This is a genomic window from Gemella sp. (assembly GCF_057272915.1).
The window spans coordinates 176,697-192,745 of sequence record NZ_DBHIUF010000001.1 but is presented as its reverse complement, the minus strand read 5'-3'; the positions used below and the strand labels follow the sequence as shown (position 1 = coordinate 192,745).

Genomic DNA, 16,049 nt, shown 5'->3' with positions numbered 1-16,049 from the left:
GTTCTCTTTTATTTTTTATTTTTTGTCACATATGTATTATAACCTAACATTTTTTGAAAAAATTTACATGTTTTCTTTCTGTAGAACTTTTATATACTCCATATTATTTGAATAAAAGCTAGTTAAATCAGTAGATTGTAAAGTCTAAAATCAGCCTTTTCATCGATTAAAAATTTTCATTTTTTACTGTAAATATGTGTCACTTAGAGAAAATATCAATTAATAGCTTACTACATTTTATTTTTACTATTTTTTATTAAATATACAAAAAGATGGAAATTTCTAGTTTTTCAAGAATCTCTCATCTTTCGTGTTTAATTTTCAATAAAATTTTATATTCTTATTTTTGTTCTAATCAATTTCCAAAGACCAGCTGGTACTAATAATATTGTTAGTACTAAAGCAAGGCCTTGATTAATACCGAATATATCTACTAATACTAGTAATATGAACGCGAATACTCCCATTAATAATATTAAATATCCCACTAATGAAACTCTTTCTATTATGAAAAATTCACCTTCTTTTTCTACATTATGTATTTTATAAACCTTACTTGCTAACAACATAATTATCGTTAAAATAACTAGGTAAATAATAATATTCTTCCAAGGACTATATCCGAAATAATAAAATATTGGCATCCTTGGTAGTTTATCAAGAAACGGCTCATTTGAAAAATAATCTACAACGAACAATTTCCCTACAGCAATCCACACTCCCAATGGATAATATATCAGTGTAAGGGCAGGAATATACATTGCGCCTATACTCAATATATTTCCACAAAAACTTGATAAGATAGCTCCTAGTAATACTAAACCTATTCCTAATATATATATTTTATTATTTATCTCAAGTACCGCTGGTACATTATAAATTTCTCCTAACAAACTATTACTTATAACTGCTATATTGGTTAATCCTGTTAGAATGTAGCTAACTATTAAGGTTAAGAATGATAAAATTACTTTAGCAAAGTATACTTTCTCTTTTTCATAAGGTAAGCTCGCTACAAATTTACCAAAATTAGTATGATATTCAACTCCGAAGATTAATAACGGAATCAAAGTTATTAAAATATAATACCCAATATTAGTTCCCTCGTTAAACATAGTTTCTTTTAACTTAACTTTACTAGATTCTAAATTTTCTTTTAAGAAAGTTAAAGTTTTTGTATTACTAATATCTAGTGCTGGAGGATATATTTTATCTAGTTCTTCTTGTTTATCAAAATACTCCTTGCTACCCGCCTGCATTCTTGACCATTCTTTATACTTAGGAACATTATTCAGTTCTTCTTCAGTTAAATATTGTTTATATTTTTCACTATCATTTCCAGTAAGTACATTTAGATCCTCATCATTAGTATAAAATGTCCATAATGTAGTAATAGGAAAGTTATGCAAATATGCTCCAACCGCATAAGCGTGTTTCATCTCGGCTAATTTATCTTTCGATAATTTTTCCTTATAATTTTTCTTATATTCTTCTTTCGACTTATACAGTTCGTGTGTTTTTTTATTTAATTCATCATTAGATGAACCTTTTCTAATTTCCAATTTTTTAGCTATTCCTGTTGTTAATTGAAAATCATAAACTGCAACTCCATTTTTTAATTCATTTAGTTGTTTATTAGTAGTTGTAGCAGCAAATGTCGAAAAAGCAATTAATAGTATAATTAATATTATTGAATATTGTTTCAAATATATGCGCATAATTTTTAAAATATCTTTACACATTTTCATCTTCCCCTTTACTATTTAATAAAAAGATATCCTCTAATGCAATAGGCAGTTTATCATATTGAAGAAGATCTTTATCTTGGATAATCTCCTGCGTAACTTCATAACTTCCCCTCATAATAACAACATAAACTCTTCCAATATTACTAATAATTCTTACGTCAGGATTACGACGTAACTCCTCTGATATTTTTTCTTGGTACACTAATTGATATTTACTATACTCATCCTTATTAACTTCTTCACTAACTCCAACTCCATCATCTAAATAGACAACCTTATCACTTATATTTTCTAAAGCATTTAATTGATGACTACTAATTAATAACCCAACTCCATCACTTTGAGCGTCCAAAATATAATCAACTATCATTTTAATATTTATCACATCTATCCCATCTAGTGGTTCATCTAAGAAGATAAACTTCGTTCGACACGAAATCCCCAAAATCAAACTAAAAATAGCTAGTTGTCCTTTTGATAATTCAGATAATCTGCTAGTTTGTGATAATTTAATTTTTTCTAATTCTGTTTTAAAATATTGTTCATCAAAATTTTCATAAGCTAACTTGTAAAATTCACAAACTTTCTTAATTCTAGAATTTTTAAAATAATCGAATCTATCCGGTATATAAATTAGTTGTTTTTTTATATTTTTATTATCTATACCTTCAATTCCTATTTCACCAGAATCTTGACTATATATTCCTGATAGTATCTTTAATAAAGTTGTTTTCCCACTTCCATTTCTTCCAACAAGTGCTACAATTTCTCCTGTACTTACGGAAAAACTAACATTGTTTAATACTATATTTTTTAAAAATTTCTTATTAATTTTTTCTATCGTAAGCTTCATAATTTTTCTCCTTTATCTTTTTTGATATGACTTCGCATAATTTCTCCATTGATAATCCTAAAAATTTCCATTCCATGATTAATTCTTTTAACTTTCCATCGATCTTCTTCTCATTATCCATAATTAATCACCCTTTCGAAATTCCAACTTAATTTTTTCTAATAAATCTTCTTCCGAGATTCCCCTTATCTTTACTTCCCTAATTAATTCCTCAATTATTGAATCTATGAGTTCATAATTTGGAACAATATTATCAAAATTATTTGTAATAAAAGTACCTCTTCCTACTATCGTTGTAATTATCTTTTCACTTTCTAACTGTTGAAATGCTTTTTGAATTGTACTAACATTAACACCAAGCATTTTCGAAAATTCTCTTACCGATGGTAATTTATCTCCCTCCTGTAATAAATTTTTGCTTATCATAGACTTAATTTGATCTACTATTTGTTTATAAATCGGTTTATCTGATAATGAATCAATTTGAAACATAGTGACCTCCTTCCTAAGTGTACCACATACCACCATACATCTTCTACTTATAGTGTACCATATACCACCATACATTACAAGTAAAAAATAAGATATAATAATAAATTTCAAAGAAACAATTATTATATCTTAATCTTACTTAGATTATCATAAAATCGTACCAATTTTTTCCGGTAATTCGATTTTTGTAAATCTATTTAATTAACTTTTTTATTTAATAATGGTTTTAGTACAACTCTAAAAATCGAATCAGCTATTATTATACCAACTGCTAAACCTATTGCACCATAAAAACTATTTAAGAAAATCTTTGCGGAATTTCCATATTCATCTAATAATAATGTTCTAAATGCATCATAAATAGTTACTCCAGGTACTACCGGTACTAGTCCTGGAACAAAATAGACAGTTACAGGATTTTTAAATTTTATCGCACAAATTTGACCTATATTAGCTAATAATAACGAGCATACTAAACTCGACATAAATACACTATGTCCATGACTCCACATTTCCCAATATCCACACCATCCTATAGCTCCAATTATTCCACCAGTTACCAAAGTTTTTCTTGGAACATCACAAACAATTCCGAAAGATACTGAAGATATAAAGCTAAATATAAAATGATATAGTAGCAACAAGGCATGACTCATTACAGCAAGCATTATACCACACCTCCTAGTAGTCTAACTATATAGTACACAGTAACTATTCCTGCACCTAACGCAAATGCTACACAGAAACTTTCAATAAATCGAATAGAACCAGAAATAAACTGTCTGGCGATAATATCCCTCATCGAATTTGTTATTGTAATACCTGGTACAAGAGGAACTACTGCACCTATCATAGCAAGTCTTAGTGAATGCCCATTTAACAAAGCAAATCCTATATATCCTGCTACACCACCGACAAAAGTACTAATGTACTCAGAAATAAACGGTGCTTTTAAATAGTCGATAACTTTAATATAAACATAAAATGCTACTGCTCCAGCTATTCCTCCTGGTATTACATCCCAAAAGGTACCATCAAAGATCAAGACGATACTACCACTAAGAACCCCTGAACAAAGAACTTTAAACCAATCCTTTATAGGACTCTTTTCTTCTTGAACTCTTTTTAGTGCCTTATACATATCTGGTAAACTTATTTTTCCTGATGTAAATGCCCTTGATAGCGAATTAACTTCCGATATTTTTGTTAGATTGTAGGTTCTATCTCCTACTCTTCGGAAATCAGTCCCTAGTTTTTCTATCCTAATAAATATACCAGTAAGAGTAACATGAGTATAATATTCATCAATACGATTATCGCCAACACCATGTTTAATGATTCTCTCAAGCGTATCTTCAGTTCTATATACCTCGGCACCATTTTCCATTAATATTTTTCCCGCAAGTAACGCTGTTTTCATCAATAATTTCTCATACATTACTCTTCTCCATTCAAGATTAGATGTAAAAATCAAATTAATTAAAAACTGTAAATAATTGCACAGTTTTAAAAACTTGAAATTCAACTACATATCTAATCGTCTTACCTTCCATAAATAAATTTTAAAATCATTATATCATAAAACCATCTATAAAAACATAGTTTTTCAATTATTCAAATTAAAAAAATCTTAAGGACACGCGCAGTAAGCGTACTCCAATCAGCTTCAGCTATCGCTTTGCTTCTTGGTACGTCCTTGCGTACTTTGTACCTAACGTATGTCAATTCATAATTTTCAAATTCTACATTGTCACTTCGCAGTTGGAACTAAAAATTTCTTACGTCTCTTCGTTCCTTAGAAATTTAGTTCCTTTTGCGTATTTTGCACGTAATAGTTTTTACGGATCGAAGATTCTAAAAATAAAAACACTGCCTCGCAGTCTTGACCATGAGTTAATCGTTAAATTTCACAAATCTTATGGATGAAGGGAAATTTTATCGAGTAACTTATGCAACAATAACTCTAATCATCAGAAGCAACGCGACTAAGATGATTAGTAGTTATCACTGCTACTTTTATTCGTCACTTCGTTGCGTACGTTATACGTAAGGATTTCGACGTGCCTTTTGCACTAGAAATCTCATTATAATTTACTATATTACTTTGTCACTTCGCAGTAGACGTATTCCAATCACCTTCGGCTTTTGCCTTGCTTCTTGGTACGTCCTTGCGTACTTTGTACCTAACGTATGTCCATTCATAATTTTCAAATTCTACATTGCCACTTCGCAGTGGTTGCTTTCCAATCACTACGTTCTTGGAGCAACTGTGCGTATTTTGCACGTAATGATTTTTACGAATCGAAGATTCTAAAAATCTTAACATTACCTCGCAGTCTTGACTAAACTTTTATTCGTCACTTCGTTCCTTTAAAAGTAAGTCTTCGTTGCGTACTTTGTACGTAAGGATTTCGTCGTACCTTTGGCACTAGAAATCCAAACGTACAAAGCAAAAAAAGACTACCTTGCCTGGTAATCTTTTAAAGTATAATTAGATTTAATTTTTAAAGGGACAAAAGGGTATCCTAGCGATATGCTAGGATACATTAGAGCTAGACGACGTAGCCTTTTCCTACGCATTTCAAGCACTCTTTTGCCAAAAAAATTAGTTTAAATTCTTGTTGTATGTGTTGTTTAGTTGTGTGTGTATGTAGTATGTTATTGTTGTATGAAAAATTTTTATTAAACTAATTCTATAATAGCTGTTTCTGCACCATCACCTTTACGTGGTCCAACACGTAGAATACGAGTGTATCCACCGTTACGGTCAGCATATTTAGGTGCTACTTCTTCAAATAATTTTTTAAGAGCTAATTGACTCTTACCTTCTTCAGTTGCTACTGCAACAGGTTGGATGAATTTAGCTGCATTACGTCTTGCTGCTAGATCACCTTTTTTACCTAATGTAATCATTTTTTCTGCTAATGAACGAACTTCTTTCGCTCTTGTAACAGTTGTTTCAATTCTACCGTGTACTAGTAGAGCAGTTACTAAGTTTCTTAACATCGCTTTACGGTGAGCTGATGTACGTCCTAATTTTCTGTAACCCATTAGTGTGCCTCCTTGTTAGTATTATTCTTCTTTGAATCCTAGTTCTAACTCTTGAAGTTTAATTTTAACTTCTTCTAGAGATTTACGACCTAAGTTTCTTACTTTAATCATTTCTTGTTCTGTTTTGTTAGCTAATTCTTGTACTGTGTTAATTCCTGCACGTTTTAAGCAGTTGTAACTACGTACTGATAAATCTAATTCTTCAATTGTCATTTCTAACATTTGAACTTTATTATCTTCTTCTTTAGCTACCAATATTTCAGCAGCTTTTGCTTCTTCAGACATTTCCATAAATAATTCTAAGTGCGAAATTAGAATTTTAGATGCTAATGCTAAAGCGTCGTTAGCTGTAATTGAACCATTAGTAGTAACATCTAAGATAAGTTTATCAAAGTCAGTGCTTTGTCCTACCCTAGTTTTTTCTACTGTATAGTTAACTTTTGATACTGGTGTATAAATTGAATCGATTGGAATAACTCCGATTGGTAAGTCACGTTTTTTGTTTCCATCAGCTGGTACAAATCCACGTCCTTTCCCAACGTAAATAATCATTTCAAATTGTCCACCTTCAGATACTGTTGCAATGTGTTGATCAGTATTTACTACTTCGATATCAGAATCGATAGCGATGTCTGCTGCTGTTACAACTGCAGGACCTTTAACACTGATTGATACTTGTTTTTCTTCTTCAGAATGAACCACAAACGCGATGTTTTTAACGTTCATAATGATTTCAGTAACATCTTCTACAACACCTTTAATTGCTTGGAATTCGTGTTGAACTCCTTCAATATCGATGCTTCTTGCTGCTGCTCCTGGTAATGATGAGATTAACATTCTTCTCAATGAATTACCTAATGTAGTTCCATATCCACGTTCAAGTGGTTCAACTACAAAGCGACCAAATCTTTTATCTGATGATTCTTCAATGATTTGAATTTTTGGTTTTTCTATTGCTAACATTATGTTAAACCTCCTAAATTTTGTCTATGTTATTATTATACACGACGACGTTTAGGTGGGCGACATCCATTGTGAGGAACTGGAGTTACGTCTTTGATTGATGTAACTTCTAATCCAGCAGATTGTAATGCACGAATAGCTGCTTCACGTCCTGCACCTGGACCTTTAACTGTTACATCTACATATTTCATTCCGTGTTCCATAGCTTGTTTAGCTGCTGCTTCACTTGCCATTTGTGCTGCGAATGGAGTAGATTTTCTAGAACCTTTGAATCCTAGTGCTCCTGCACTTGACCATGATACTGCATTACCATGTTCATCTGTAATTGTTACGATTGAGTTGTTGAATGTAGAACGAATGTGTGCAACACCATTTTGTATATTTTTTTTCACACGACGTTTACGTGATTGTTGTTTACGAGCCATAGTTGTGTTTCTCCTCCTATCCTAATTATTTTTTCTTGTTCGCAACTGTTTTCTTAGGACCTTTACGAGTACGAGAGTTGTTCTTAGTGTTTTGCCCTCTTACTGGAAGTCCACGACGGTGACGAATTCCTCTGTAACATCCGATTTCCATTAGACGTTTGATGTTTAATGAAACTTCACGACGTAAGTCACCTTCTGTTTTGTAGTTATCTACGATTTCACGAATTTTATCTAGTTGATCTTCTGTTAAGTCTTTAACTCTCACATCTTCAGAAACTCCAGCTTCTTTTAAGATTTTTTGAGAAGTTTTTAAACCTATACCATATACATAAGTTAGAGATATAACAACGCGTTTCTCACGTGGAATATCTACTCCTGCTATACGTGCCATTAAGTTTGCACCTCCTAATTAATTATCCTTGTTTTTGTTTATGTTTTGCGTTTTCGCAAATCACTAATACTTTACCACCACGACGAATTACTTTACATTTGTCACAGATTTTTTTTACTGATGGTCTTACTTTCATCGTTATTTCCTCCTTGAGTTTATAACTTACTTGAATCTATAAGTTATTCTACCTTTTGTCAGGTCATACGGACTCATTTCTACTGTAACTTTATCACCTGGTAAAATTCTTATATAATTCATTCTGATTTTTCCAGAAACATGAGCTAAAATAATATGACCATTTTCTAATTCTACTTTAAACATTGCATTCGGCAAGTTTTCTACTACTAAACCTTCTACTTCAATGACATCTTTTGCCATACTTTTCCTCCCTGACTATTTCAGTTTATCTAATATATTTTGTACGTCTTGGAAAACTACTTTGATGTCTTGGTCACCATTAACATTTTCAACTACTCCTTCTTTTTGACTATAGAAGTCTAAAAGAGGTTTTGTTTGTTTGATGTTAACTTCTAAGCGATTACCAACTGTTTCTTCGTTGTCATCACTTCTTTGGTATAATTCACCACCATCATTATCACAAATACCTTCAACTTTTGTAGGGTTGAAAAGTAAGTGATAAGTGTTTCCACATTGTTTACAGATTCTTCTACCTGTTAAACGAGGTAACAGAATAGCTGGATCTACATCGATATTTAGTACTTTATCGATTTTTCTATTAGTTTTTGCTAAAATTTGATCAAGGGCTTCAGCTTGTTCTACTGTTCTTGGAAAACCGTCAAGTAAAAAGCCTTCTTTTGCATCTTCTTGATTCAATCTTTCTTCAACTAATCCTATAGTTACACTGTCAGGAACAAGTTGTCCTTTATCAATATAACTTTTTGCTTCTTTTCCAAGCGGAGTCTCATTTTTAATAGCAGCTCTAAACATATCTCCAGTAGAAATATGCGGAATTGGATAATTCGCTTTAATTTGCTCTGCTTGAGTACCTTTACCCGCTCCTGGTAATCCCATTAAAATAATATTCATCATGATTATTTACCACCTTTTCGTCCTGTAATAAAACTTCTATAGTTCTTCTCTGTTAATTGAGTATTAAGTTGTTTAACTGTCTCTAGCGCTACACTGACAACAATTATTAAACTTGTACCACCAATTTGAACAGATGCTGGTAATTTAGCAATGCTTGTGAATATTGTTGGAAGAACCGAAACAGCTGCTAGGAATATTGAACCTACAAACGTTAGTCTGTATAAAATACCTGTAATGTATTGTTCAGTTTTTTTACCTGGTCTAACCCCTGGAACAAAACTTCCTTGTTTTCTTAAATTATCAGCCATTTTTTCTGGGTTAACTTGAACCATTACATAGAAGTAACAGAACGCAATAATTAATACTACGTATAATGTTAATCCTAGAACATGACTGAAATCGAAATATGATACAATTCTTTGTAACTTTTCGTTATTAGGTGCGAATATCGCAATAGTTCTAGGTAATTGTAAGAATGCGATAGCGAAGATTACTGGGATAACCCCGGCACTGTTCACTTTAAGAGGCAAGTAAGTTGATCTTGCTCCTAACATTCTACGACCTGCTCTCGCTTGAGAGTATTGAATAGGAATTTTACGAATTGCTTCTTGCATGTAAACAACAGCAGCAACAATTCCTATAACAATGATTGCTACAATAACAATTTTTAAAATTGCTAATGTAAGGTTCTCAGCATCTTTAATTTGAGATTCATAAACTTGAATGAATTCCATTGGTAAGCGAGCGATAATACCCGCTAAGATAATGATAGAAACACCATTACCTACACCATATTGAGATATCTGATCCCCTAGCCATAGTAATAATGCTGTACCAGCAGTTAATACTAAAGCTACTGTAATGAATCCTATGACTGATGTGTCTTTGATTAGTCCTTGATATGCATTATTAAATCCATAAGACATAATAAGCGATTGGATAAATGCTAAGACAATAGCCAAGACTCTTGTTAATTTTTGAGTTTTTTTATGTCCTACTTCACCTTGTTTTGACCACTCAGTTAATGTAGGAATAACATCCATTTGCATAAGTTGAATTACGATTGATGCTGTAATGTATGGCATGATACCCATAGCGAATACAGAAAACTGTTGTAAAGCTCCTCCTGCAAATGTATTAAATATTCCGAATAATCCAGATGCATCTTGACTTTTAAGAACATCTGCATCTACTCCAGGTATCGGTAAGTAAGAACCGATACGGAATAGGAATATACCAAATAAGGTAAATAAAATTTTGTTACGAGTTTCTTTAACTTTAAATAAATTTAGTGATGCACTAAACATATATTATAGCACCTCGCAAACTCCTCCAGCTGCTTCAATAGCTTCTTTTGCTGAAGATGAGAATTTGTGAGCTTGTACAGTTAATTTTTTCTCTAATTTACCGTTAGCTAATACTTTAACACCTGAAAGTTCTTTTTTAATAACTTTAGTTTCTAATAATAGAGCAGGTGATACTACAGTACCATCTTCAAATTTATTTAAGTCGTCAAGATTTACAACTGCAAATTCTTTTCTGTTTACATTGTTAAATCCACGTTTTGGAATACGTCTGAATAATGGGTTTTGTCCACCTTCAAATCCTGGGCGAACTCCACCACCACTACGTGCTTTTTGTCCTTTTTGACCACGTCCTGAAGTTTTACCATTTCCTGATCCAATCCCACGACCTACTCTGTTACGCTCTTTACGAGAACCTTCAACTGGTTGTAATTCATGTAATTTCATTTAGACTAGCACCTCCTTGTATTAATAATTCTTATTTTTCTTCTACTGTTACTAAGTGTGAAACTTTGTTGATCATTCCGCGAATCGCAGCGTTATCTTTGTGTTCAACTGTTTGGTGCATTTTTTTAAGACCAAGAGCTTCAACAACTTTTCTTTGATTCTTTGGACGACCAATAGTACTACGAGTTAGGGTTACTTTTAATGTCATGTTCTTTTCCCTCCTCTTATCCTAATAATTCTTCCACAGATTTACCACGTAAAGCTGCTACGTGTTCTACTGTTTGTAATCTTGTTAATCCTTCGATTGTAGCACGAACCATGTTTACTGGTGTGTTTGAACCTAGAGATTTTGATAAGATATTTGAAATACCTGATAATTCTAATACGGCACGAACTGGTCCACCAGCGATAACCCCTGTACCAGGTGCAGCTGGTTTGATTAATACTGAACCTGCTCCAAATTGTCCGATGATTTCGTGAGGTATTGTTCCATTAACTACTGGTACAGTAATTAAGTTATGTTTAGCAGCTTCAACTGCTTTTCTGATTGCATCTGGTACTTCTTGAGCTTTACCTGTACCAAATCCTACGCGACCATTTTTGTCACCAACTACTACTAAAGCAGAGAAACGGAAACGACGTCCACCTTTAACAACTTTAGCTACACGGCGAATGGCAACTACGCGTTCTTCAAATTCTTTTTTGATTTCTTCTTGACGCATCTACTTATTTCCCTCCTTATTAGAATACAAGTCCGTTTTCACGTGCTGCTTCAGCTAATGCTTTAACACGTCCGTGATATAGGTATCCTCCACGGTCGAAAACAACTTTTTCAATTCCTTTAGTTTTAGCTACTTCTGCGATTAATTTTCCAACTTCTTTAGCTGCTTCTACACTTGATTTAGAAACGTTCTCAAGTTTTAATGAAGAAGCTTGTGCTAATGTAACACCTTTAGTGTCATCAATAATTTGTGCGTAAATGTTTGTGTTTGAACGGTATACGTTTAAACGTGGAACCTCTGGAGTCCCTTGAACTTTAACACGTACTCTTGCGTGTCTTTTTTTACGAACTTTATTTTTATCAAGTTTCGTAATCATATTTGAAACACTCCTTTCTGTTATCTATTATTTACCAGTTTTTCCTTCTTTACGGCGAACATATTCACCTACGTAGCGAATACCTTTACCTTTATAAGGTTCTGGAGGACGTACTGCACGAACTTTAGCTGCGTATTGTCCTACTACTTCTTTGTTAATACCTTCGATACTAACTTTAGTGTTTCCTTCAACACCTAATGTAATTCCTTCGATTTCTTCGAATTCAACTGGGTGAGAGTATCCAACACTTAGTACTAATTTTTTACCTTGCATTTGAGCACGGTATCCAACCCCGATTAATTCAAGTTCTTTTTTGAATCCAGCAGATACACCTTCAACCATGTTAGCTAAAATAGCACGAGTTGTTCCGTGTACTGTACGGTGACGTTTAGAGTCAGATGGACGTACTACTGTGATTTCACTTCCTTCAATGTTGAAAGTCATGTCTTTATCAAATTGTTGTTTTAATTCACCTTTAGGTCCTTTAACTGTTGCGAAGTTATCAACGATGTTAACTTCAACCCCTGCAGGTACTGTAATAACTTTATTACCTATACGTGACATTTAATTGGCACCTCCTTATAATATTACCAGATGTAAGCTAATACTTCTCCACCTGTGTTATTTTTACGAGCAACTTTATCAGTTACAACTCCAGTTGAAGTTGATACGATTGCTATTCCTAGTCCATTTAATACTCTTGGCAGTTCATCTGCTTTAGCGTATACGCGTAAACCAGGTTTTGAAATTCTTTTAATTCCTTTAATTACTCTTTCACCTTTTGAGTATTTAAGAGTAAGTTTAAGTTTTCCTTGTTTGTTATCTTCGATGTATTCTACATCTTTAATGAAACCTTCTTGTTTTAAGATTTCTGCAATTTGCTTTTTAATATTTGACGCAGGTAATTCTAATGTTTCGTGTTTAACCATGTTAGCATTACGAATACGTGTTAGCATATCTGCGATAGGATCTGTCATTGTCATTAGGATAAATCCTCCTTTCTTCTACTAATATATTACCAACTTGCTTTTTTAACTCCAGGAATTTGTCCTTTGTAAGCTAATTCACGGAATTTAATACGGCTGATTCCAAATTTTCCAATGTATCCGTGAGGACGTCCAGTTATGCTACAACGATTGTGTAAACGAGCTGGAGCTGAGTTTTTTGGAAGTTTGCTAAGTCCGATGTAATCACCTTTAGCTTTTAATTCCGCTCTTTTAGCTGCATACTTGTCAACTAATTTTTGGCGTTTTAATTCACGCTCTACCATTGCTTTTTTAGCCATGTGTCTTTTACCTCACCTTTCTTATTTTGCGAATGGCATTCCACATTGTGTTAATAACTCACGAGCTTCTTCATCTGTGTTAGCTGTTGTTACTATAACGATGTCCATACCACGTACTTTACTTACTTTATCGTAATCAATTTCAGGGAAAATTAATTGTTCTTTAACACCTAGTGTGTAGTTACCACGACCATCGAATGCTTTTTTAGAAACACCGTGGAAGTCACGTACACGTGGAAGTGCTACAGTTACTAATTTGTCGAAGAATTCATACATTCTTTCTCCACGTAAAGTAACTTTAGCCCCGATAGGCATACCTTCACGAAGTCTGTAAGTAGCGATTGATTTTTTAGCTCTTGTTACTAATGGTTTTTGACCAGAAATTAAAGCTAATTCTGCTACTGCGTTGTCTAGGGCTTTAGAGTTTTGCACAGCATCACCTACACCCATGTTAATTACGATTTTTTCAATTTTTGGTACTTGCATAACACTGCTGTACTCAAATTTTGTCATTAATTCTTTTGTTATCTCAGATTTAAATTTATCTTCTAAACGAGCCATCTAAAATAGTGCCTCCTTTCTTCAACTATTATTATATTTCTTTTCCTGATTTTACTGCGATACGTACTTTCTTACCATCTTTTTCTTCGAAACGTACTCTTGTCGCTTTTCCAGTTTCAGGATCTTGTAACATTACGTTTGATACGTGAATTGCTGCTTCTTTTTCTACGATTCCACCTTGAGGTGCATCTTGAGAATTCTTAACGTGTTTTTTAATGATGTTAACACCTTCTACAACAACACGATCTTTTTTAGGTTGAGCTTCGATTACTGTACCAACTTTACCTTTGTCTTTACCAGTAATTACTACAACTTTATCACCTTTTTTAATGAACATTTCTTGTTAACCTCCTTCTTTACTGTACTTTTTATTATTATAATACTTCTGGAGCTAGTGATACGATTTTCATGTAGTTACCGTCTCTTAATTCACGAGCAACTGGTCCGAAAATACGTGTACCACGTGGGCTCTTATCATCACGGATAATTACACAAGCATTTTCATCAAATTTAATATATGAACCGTCGTTACGACGAGCTCCTGTTTTTGTACGAACGATTACGGCTTTAACTACTTCACCTTTTTTAACAACTCCACCTGGTGTTGCTTTTTTAACAGAACATACAATTACGTCACCAATGTTAGCAACTTTACGTCCTGAACCACCTAGAACTTTGATTGTTAAAACTTCTTTTGCTCCTGAGTTATCAGCCACTTTTAAGCGTGTTTCTTGTTGAATCATGCGCTTTTTGCCTCCTTCTTAGGGTTTATCCTAGTTTTATTAGATTATAACTGCTTCTTCTACTACTTCTACTAAACGGAAGTTTTTAGTTGCAGATAATGGACGAGTTTCCATTATTTTTACGATATCATTTAATTTAGCAACATTGTTTTCATCATGTGCTTTGAATTTTTTAGAATATTTTACACGTTTACCGTATAGAGGGTGTTTTTTGTAAGTTTCTACTAAAACTGTGATTGTTTTATCCATTTTATCAGAAACTACTTTTCCAACGTAAACTTTTCTATCATTTCTCTCAGTCATGTTTGCCTCCTATATTATTTATTCGCTAATTCTCTTTCGCGAATAACAGTTTTCATACGAGCGATTGATTTTCTAACTTGACTAATACGAGCTGTATTTTCTAATTGACCAGTTGCCAATTGGAAGCGTAAGTTGAAAAGCTCTTCTTTTAATTCTTTGATTTTTGTTTCTAACTCTTGTGAAGTTAATTCTCTAATCATTGATTTGAATTCATTTGTTTTCATTATGCTTCACCACCTGTTTCTTCACGTTTTACAAATTTACATTTAACAGGTAACTTGTGAGATGCAAGTCTTAGAGCTTCACGTGCAACTTCTTCACTTACTCCAGCAACTTCGAACATCACTCTACCTGGTTTAACGATTGCAACCCATCCTTCTACTGCACCTTTACCAGATCCCATACGTACTTCTAATGGTTTTTTAGTGTAAGGCATGTGAGGGAAGATTTTAATCCAAACTTTACCACCACGTTTCATATAACGAGTCATCGCTATACGAGCAGCTTCTATTTGACGAGAAGTAACTCTTGCTGCAGTAGTAGCTTGTAATCCAAATTCACCGAAATCTACTACGTTTCCGCCTTTAGATTTACCTTTTGTTGATTGTCTGTGTTGACGACGATATTTAACACGTTTAGGCATTAACATAAATTAGTTACCTCCTTTTTCAGATTTTCTAGTTGGTAATACTTCACCACGGTTAATCCAAACTTTAACTCCAAGTTTACCATAAGTTGTATCTGCTTCTTCATGAGCGTAGTCGATGTCTGCTCTTAATGTGTGTAGTGGCACTGAACCTTCTGAGTAGTGTTCTGCACGAGCGATATCTGCTCCACCAAGACGTCCTGATACTTGAGTTTTAATTCCTTTAGCTCCTGCTCTCATAGCTCTTTGGATAGCTTGTTTTTGAGCACGACGGAATGATACACGAGCTTCTAATTGACGAGCAATGTTTTCAGCTACTAATTTAGCGTCGATATCAACTTTTTTGATTTCAACTACATTAATGTGTACTCTTTTCCCAGTTAATTTGTTTAATTCTAATCTTAATTTATCGATCTCAGCACCACCTTTACCGATAACCATACCTGGTTTACCAGTGTGTACTGAAATGTTTACTTTCTTATCAAATCTTTCAATTTCTACTTTAGAAACTGAAGCGTCTTTTAATTGTTTACTGATGAACTCACGGATTTTGAAATCTTCGTGTAAGTTAGCAGCGAAATCTTTTTCCGCATACCATTTTGAATCCCAATCACGAATAACTCCAACACGTAAGCCTATTGGATGTACTTTTTGACCCACAGTTTGTAGCCTCCTTTAACTAGTTTAGC

28 protein-coding genes are annotated in these 16,049 nt (G+C 33.3%); all 28 read right to left on the bottom strand.

Annotation, left to right across the window (positions count from 1 at the left end):
- Positions 1-332: 332 nt before the first annotated feature.
- Positions 333-1,742, bottom strand: coding sequence for a hypothetical protein (locus ACO6OL_RS00890; protein WP_485501799.1), 1,410 nt, complete (start codon positions 1,740-1,742; stop codon positions 333-335).
- Positions 1,735-2,601 carry an ATP-binding cassette domain-containing protein gene (locus ACO6OL_RS00885; protein WP_485501798.1) on the bottom strand — a complete coding sequence of 289 codons (867 nt, stop codon included), beginning with the start codon at positions 2,599-2,601 and terminating at the stop codon, positions 1,735-1,737. Before ACO6OL_RS00885 ends, ACO6OL_RS00890 begins: the two co-directional genes overlap by 8 nt.
- Entirely contained in the window at positions 2,576-2,722 is a 147-nt protein-coding gene (locus ACO6OL_RS00880; RefSeq protein WP_314159773.1) for a hypothetical protein, read from the bottom strand. The genes ACO6OL_RS00885 and ACO6OL_RS00880 overlap by 26 nt, the downstream gene beginning before the upstream one ends.
- Before the next feature lie 2 nt (positions 2,723-2,724).
- Positions 2,725-3,093, bottom strand: a complete 369-nt coding sequence (locus ACO6OL_RS00875; RefSeq protein ID WP_314395679.1) for a GntR family transcriptional regulator — start codon at positions 3,091-3,093, stop codon at positions 2,725-2,727.
- A gap of 197 nt (positions 3,094-3,290) precedes the next feature.
- Entirely contained in the window at positions 3,291-3,761 is a 471-nt protein-coding gene (locus tag ACO6OL_RS00870; RefSeq protein WP_481973529.1) for a threonine/serine exporter family protein, read from the bottom strand.
- Entirely contained in the window at positions 3,761-4,531 is a 771-nt protein-coding gene (locus ACO6OL_RS00865) for a threonine/serine exporter family protein (protein ID WP_314159776.1), read from the bottom strand. The genes ACO6OL_RS00870 and ACO6OL_RS00865 overlap by 1 nt, the downstream gene beginning before the upstream one ends.
- A gap of 1,244 nt (positions 4,532-5,775) precedes the next feature.
- Positions 5,776-6,144, bottom strand: a complete 369-nt coding sequence (rplQ, locus tag ACO6OL_RS00860) for a 50S ribosomal protein L17 (RefSeq protein ID WP_003144119.1) — start codon at positions 6,142-6,144, stop codon at positions 5,776-5,778.
- 21 nt (positions 6,145-6,165) lie between these two features.
- Entirely contained in the window at positions 6,166-7,107 is a 942-nt protein-coding gene (locus ACO6OL_RS00855; protein ID WP_003144079.1) for a DNA-directed RNA polymerase subunit alpha, read from the bottom strand.
- A gap of 35 nt (positions 7,108-7,142) precedes the next feature.
- Complete coding sequence (rpsK, locus tag ACO6OL_RS00850; RefSeq protein WP_003144405.1) at positions 7,143-7,532, bottom strand: 30S ribosomal protein S11; 390 nt, start codon at positions 7,530-7,532, stop codon at positions 7,143-7,145.
- A 25-nt stretch (positions 7,533-7,557) separates the two neighbouring features.
- Complete coding sequence (gene rpsM, locus ACO6OL_RS00845) at positions 7,558-7,923, bottom strand: 30S ribosomal protein S13 (protein ID WP_003144419.1); 366 nt, start codon at positions 7,921-7,923, stop codon at positions 7,558-7,560.
- A 22-nt stretch (positions 7,924-7,945) separates the two neighbouring features.
- Positions 7,946-8,059 (bottom strand): 50S ribosomal protein L36, encoded by a 114-nt coding sequence (gene rpmJ / locus ACO6OL_RS00840; protein ID WP_003144208.1) that lies wholly within the window; start codon positions 8,057-8,059, stop codon positions 7,946-7,948.
- Positions 8,060-8,085: 26 nt separating this feature from the next.
- Positions 8,086-8,301, bottom strand: a complete 216-nt coding sequence (gene infA / locus ACO6OL_RS00835) for a translation initiation factor IF-1 (protein WP_003144387.1) — start codon at positions 8,299-8,301, stop codon at positions 8,086-8,088.
- A 15-nt stretch (positions 8,302-8,316) separates the two neighbouring features.
- Positions 8,317-8,970: an adenylate kinase gene (locus ACO6OL_RS00830; protein WP_314159824.1), complete on the bottom strand. Its 654-nt coding sequence runs from the start codon at positions 8,968-8,970 to the stop codon at positions 8,317-8,319.
- A gap of 5 nt (positions 8,971-8,975) precedes the next feature.
- Positions 8,976-10,280: a preprotein translocase subunit SecY gene (gene secY, locus ACO6OL_RS00825; RefSeq protein ID WP_314159778.1), complete on the bottom strand. Its 1,305-nt coding sequence runs from the start codon at positions 10,278-10,280 to the stop codon at positions 8,976-8,978.
- A 3-nt stretch (positions 10,281-10,283) separates the two neighbouring features.
- A complete protein-coding gene (rplO, locus tag ACO6OL_RS00820; RefSeq protein ID WP_003144255.1) occupies positions 10,284-10,724 on the bottom strand; it encodes a 50S ribosomal protein L15 in 441 nt (146 codons plus the stop codon).
- 31 nt (positions 10,725-10,755) lie between these two features.
- Complete coding sequence (gene rpmD / locus ACO6OL_RS00815) at positions 10,756-10,932, bottom strand: 50S ribosomal protein L30 (protein WP_003144406.1); 177 nt, start codon at positions 10,930-10,932, stop codon at positions 10,756-10,758.
- Positions 10,933-10,948: 16 nt separating this feature from the next.
- Positions 10,949-11,446, bottom strand: a complete 498-nt coding sequence (rpsE, locus tag ACO6OL_RS00810; RefSeq protein WP_003144191.1) for a 30S ribosomal protein S5 — start codon at positions 11,444-11,446, stop codon at positions 10,949-10,951.
- 19 nt (positions 11,447-11,465) lie between these two features.
- Positions 11,466-11,822: a 50S ribosomal protein L18 gene (rplR, locus tag ACO6OL_RS00805; RefSeq protein ID WP_003144424.1), complete on the bottom strand. Its 357-nt coding sequence runs from the start codon at positions 11,820-11,822 to the stop codon at positions 11,466-11,468.
- Between the two features lie 27 nt (positions 11,823-11,849).
- Positions 11,850-12,386, bottom strand: a complete 537-nt coding sequence (gene rplF, locus ACO6OL_RS00800; RefSeq protein WP_003144256.1) for a 50S ribosomal protein L6 — start codon at positions 12,384-12,386, stop codon at positions 11,850-11,852.
- A 23-nt stretch (positions 12,387-12,409) separates the two neighbouring features.
- A complete protein-coding gene (gene rpsH, locus ACO6OL_RS00795; protein WP_060914795.1) occupies positions 12,410-12,805 on the bottom strand; it encodes a 30S ribosomal protein S8 in 396 nt (131 codons plus the stop codon).
- Positions 12,806-12,837: 32 nt separating this feature from the next.
- On the bottom strand, positions 12,838-13,107 hold the full coding sequence (gene rpsN, locus ACO6OL_RS00790; RefSeq protein ID WP_003144337.1) for a 30S ribosomal protein S14: 270 nt from the start codon (positions 13,105-13,107) through the stop codon (positions 12,838-12,840).
- A 21-nt stretch (positions 13,108-13,128) separates the two neighbouring features.
- Positions 13,129-13,668, bottom strand: a complete 540-nt coding sequence (gene rplE / locus ACO6OL_RS00785; protein ID WP_003144426.1) for a 50S ribosomal protein L5 — start codon at positions 13,666-13,668, stop codon at positions 13,129-13,131.
- A gap of 31 nt (positions 13,669-13,699) precedes the next feature.
- Positions 13,700-14,005, bottom strand: coding sequence for a 50S ribosomal protein L24 (gene rplX / locus ACO6OL_RS00780; RefSeq protein ID WP_004633598.1), 306 nt, complete (start codon positions 14,003-14,005; stop codon positions 13,700-13,702).
- A 37-nt stretch (positions 14,006-14,042) separates the two neighbouring features.
- On the bottom strand, positions 14,043-14,411 hold the full coding sequence (gene rplN / locus ACO6OL_RS00775) for a 50S ribosomal protein L14 (RefSeq protein ID WP_003144098.1): 369 nt from the start codon (positions 14,409-14,411) through the stop codon (positions 14,043-14,045).
- A 39-nt stretch (positions 14,412-14,450) separates the two neighbouring features.
- A complete protein-coding gene (gene rpsQ, locus ACO6OL_RS00770) occupies positions 14,451-14,714 on the bottom strand; it encodes a 30S ribosomal protein S17 (RefSeq protein WP_003144356.1) in 264 nt (87 codons plus the stop codon).
- A gap of 14 nt (positions 14,715-14,728) precedes the next feature.
- Positions 14,729-14,938 (bottom strand): 50S ribosomal protein L29, encoded by a 210-nt coding sequence (gene rpmC, locus ACO6OL_RS00765; RefSeq protein WP_003144404.1) that lies wholly within the window; start codon positions 14,936-14,938, stop codon positions 14,729-14,731.
- Positions 14,938-15,363: a 50S ribosomal protein L16 gene (rplP, locus tag ACO6OL_RS00760; protein WP_003144099.1), complete on the bottom strand. Its 426-nt coding sequence runs from the start codon at positions 15,361-15,363 to the stop codon at positions 14,938-14,940. The genes rpmC and rplP overlap by 1 nt, the downstream gene beginning before the upstream one ends.
- 3 nt (positions 15,364-15,366) lie before the next feature.
- Entirely contained in the window at positions 15,367-16,020 is a 654-nt protein-coding gene (gene rpsC / locus ACO6OL_RS00755; RefSeq protein WP_314085910.1) for a 30S ribosomal protein S3, read from the bottom strand.
- Between the last annotated feature and the right edge of the window lie 29 nt (positions 16,021-16,049).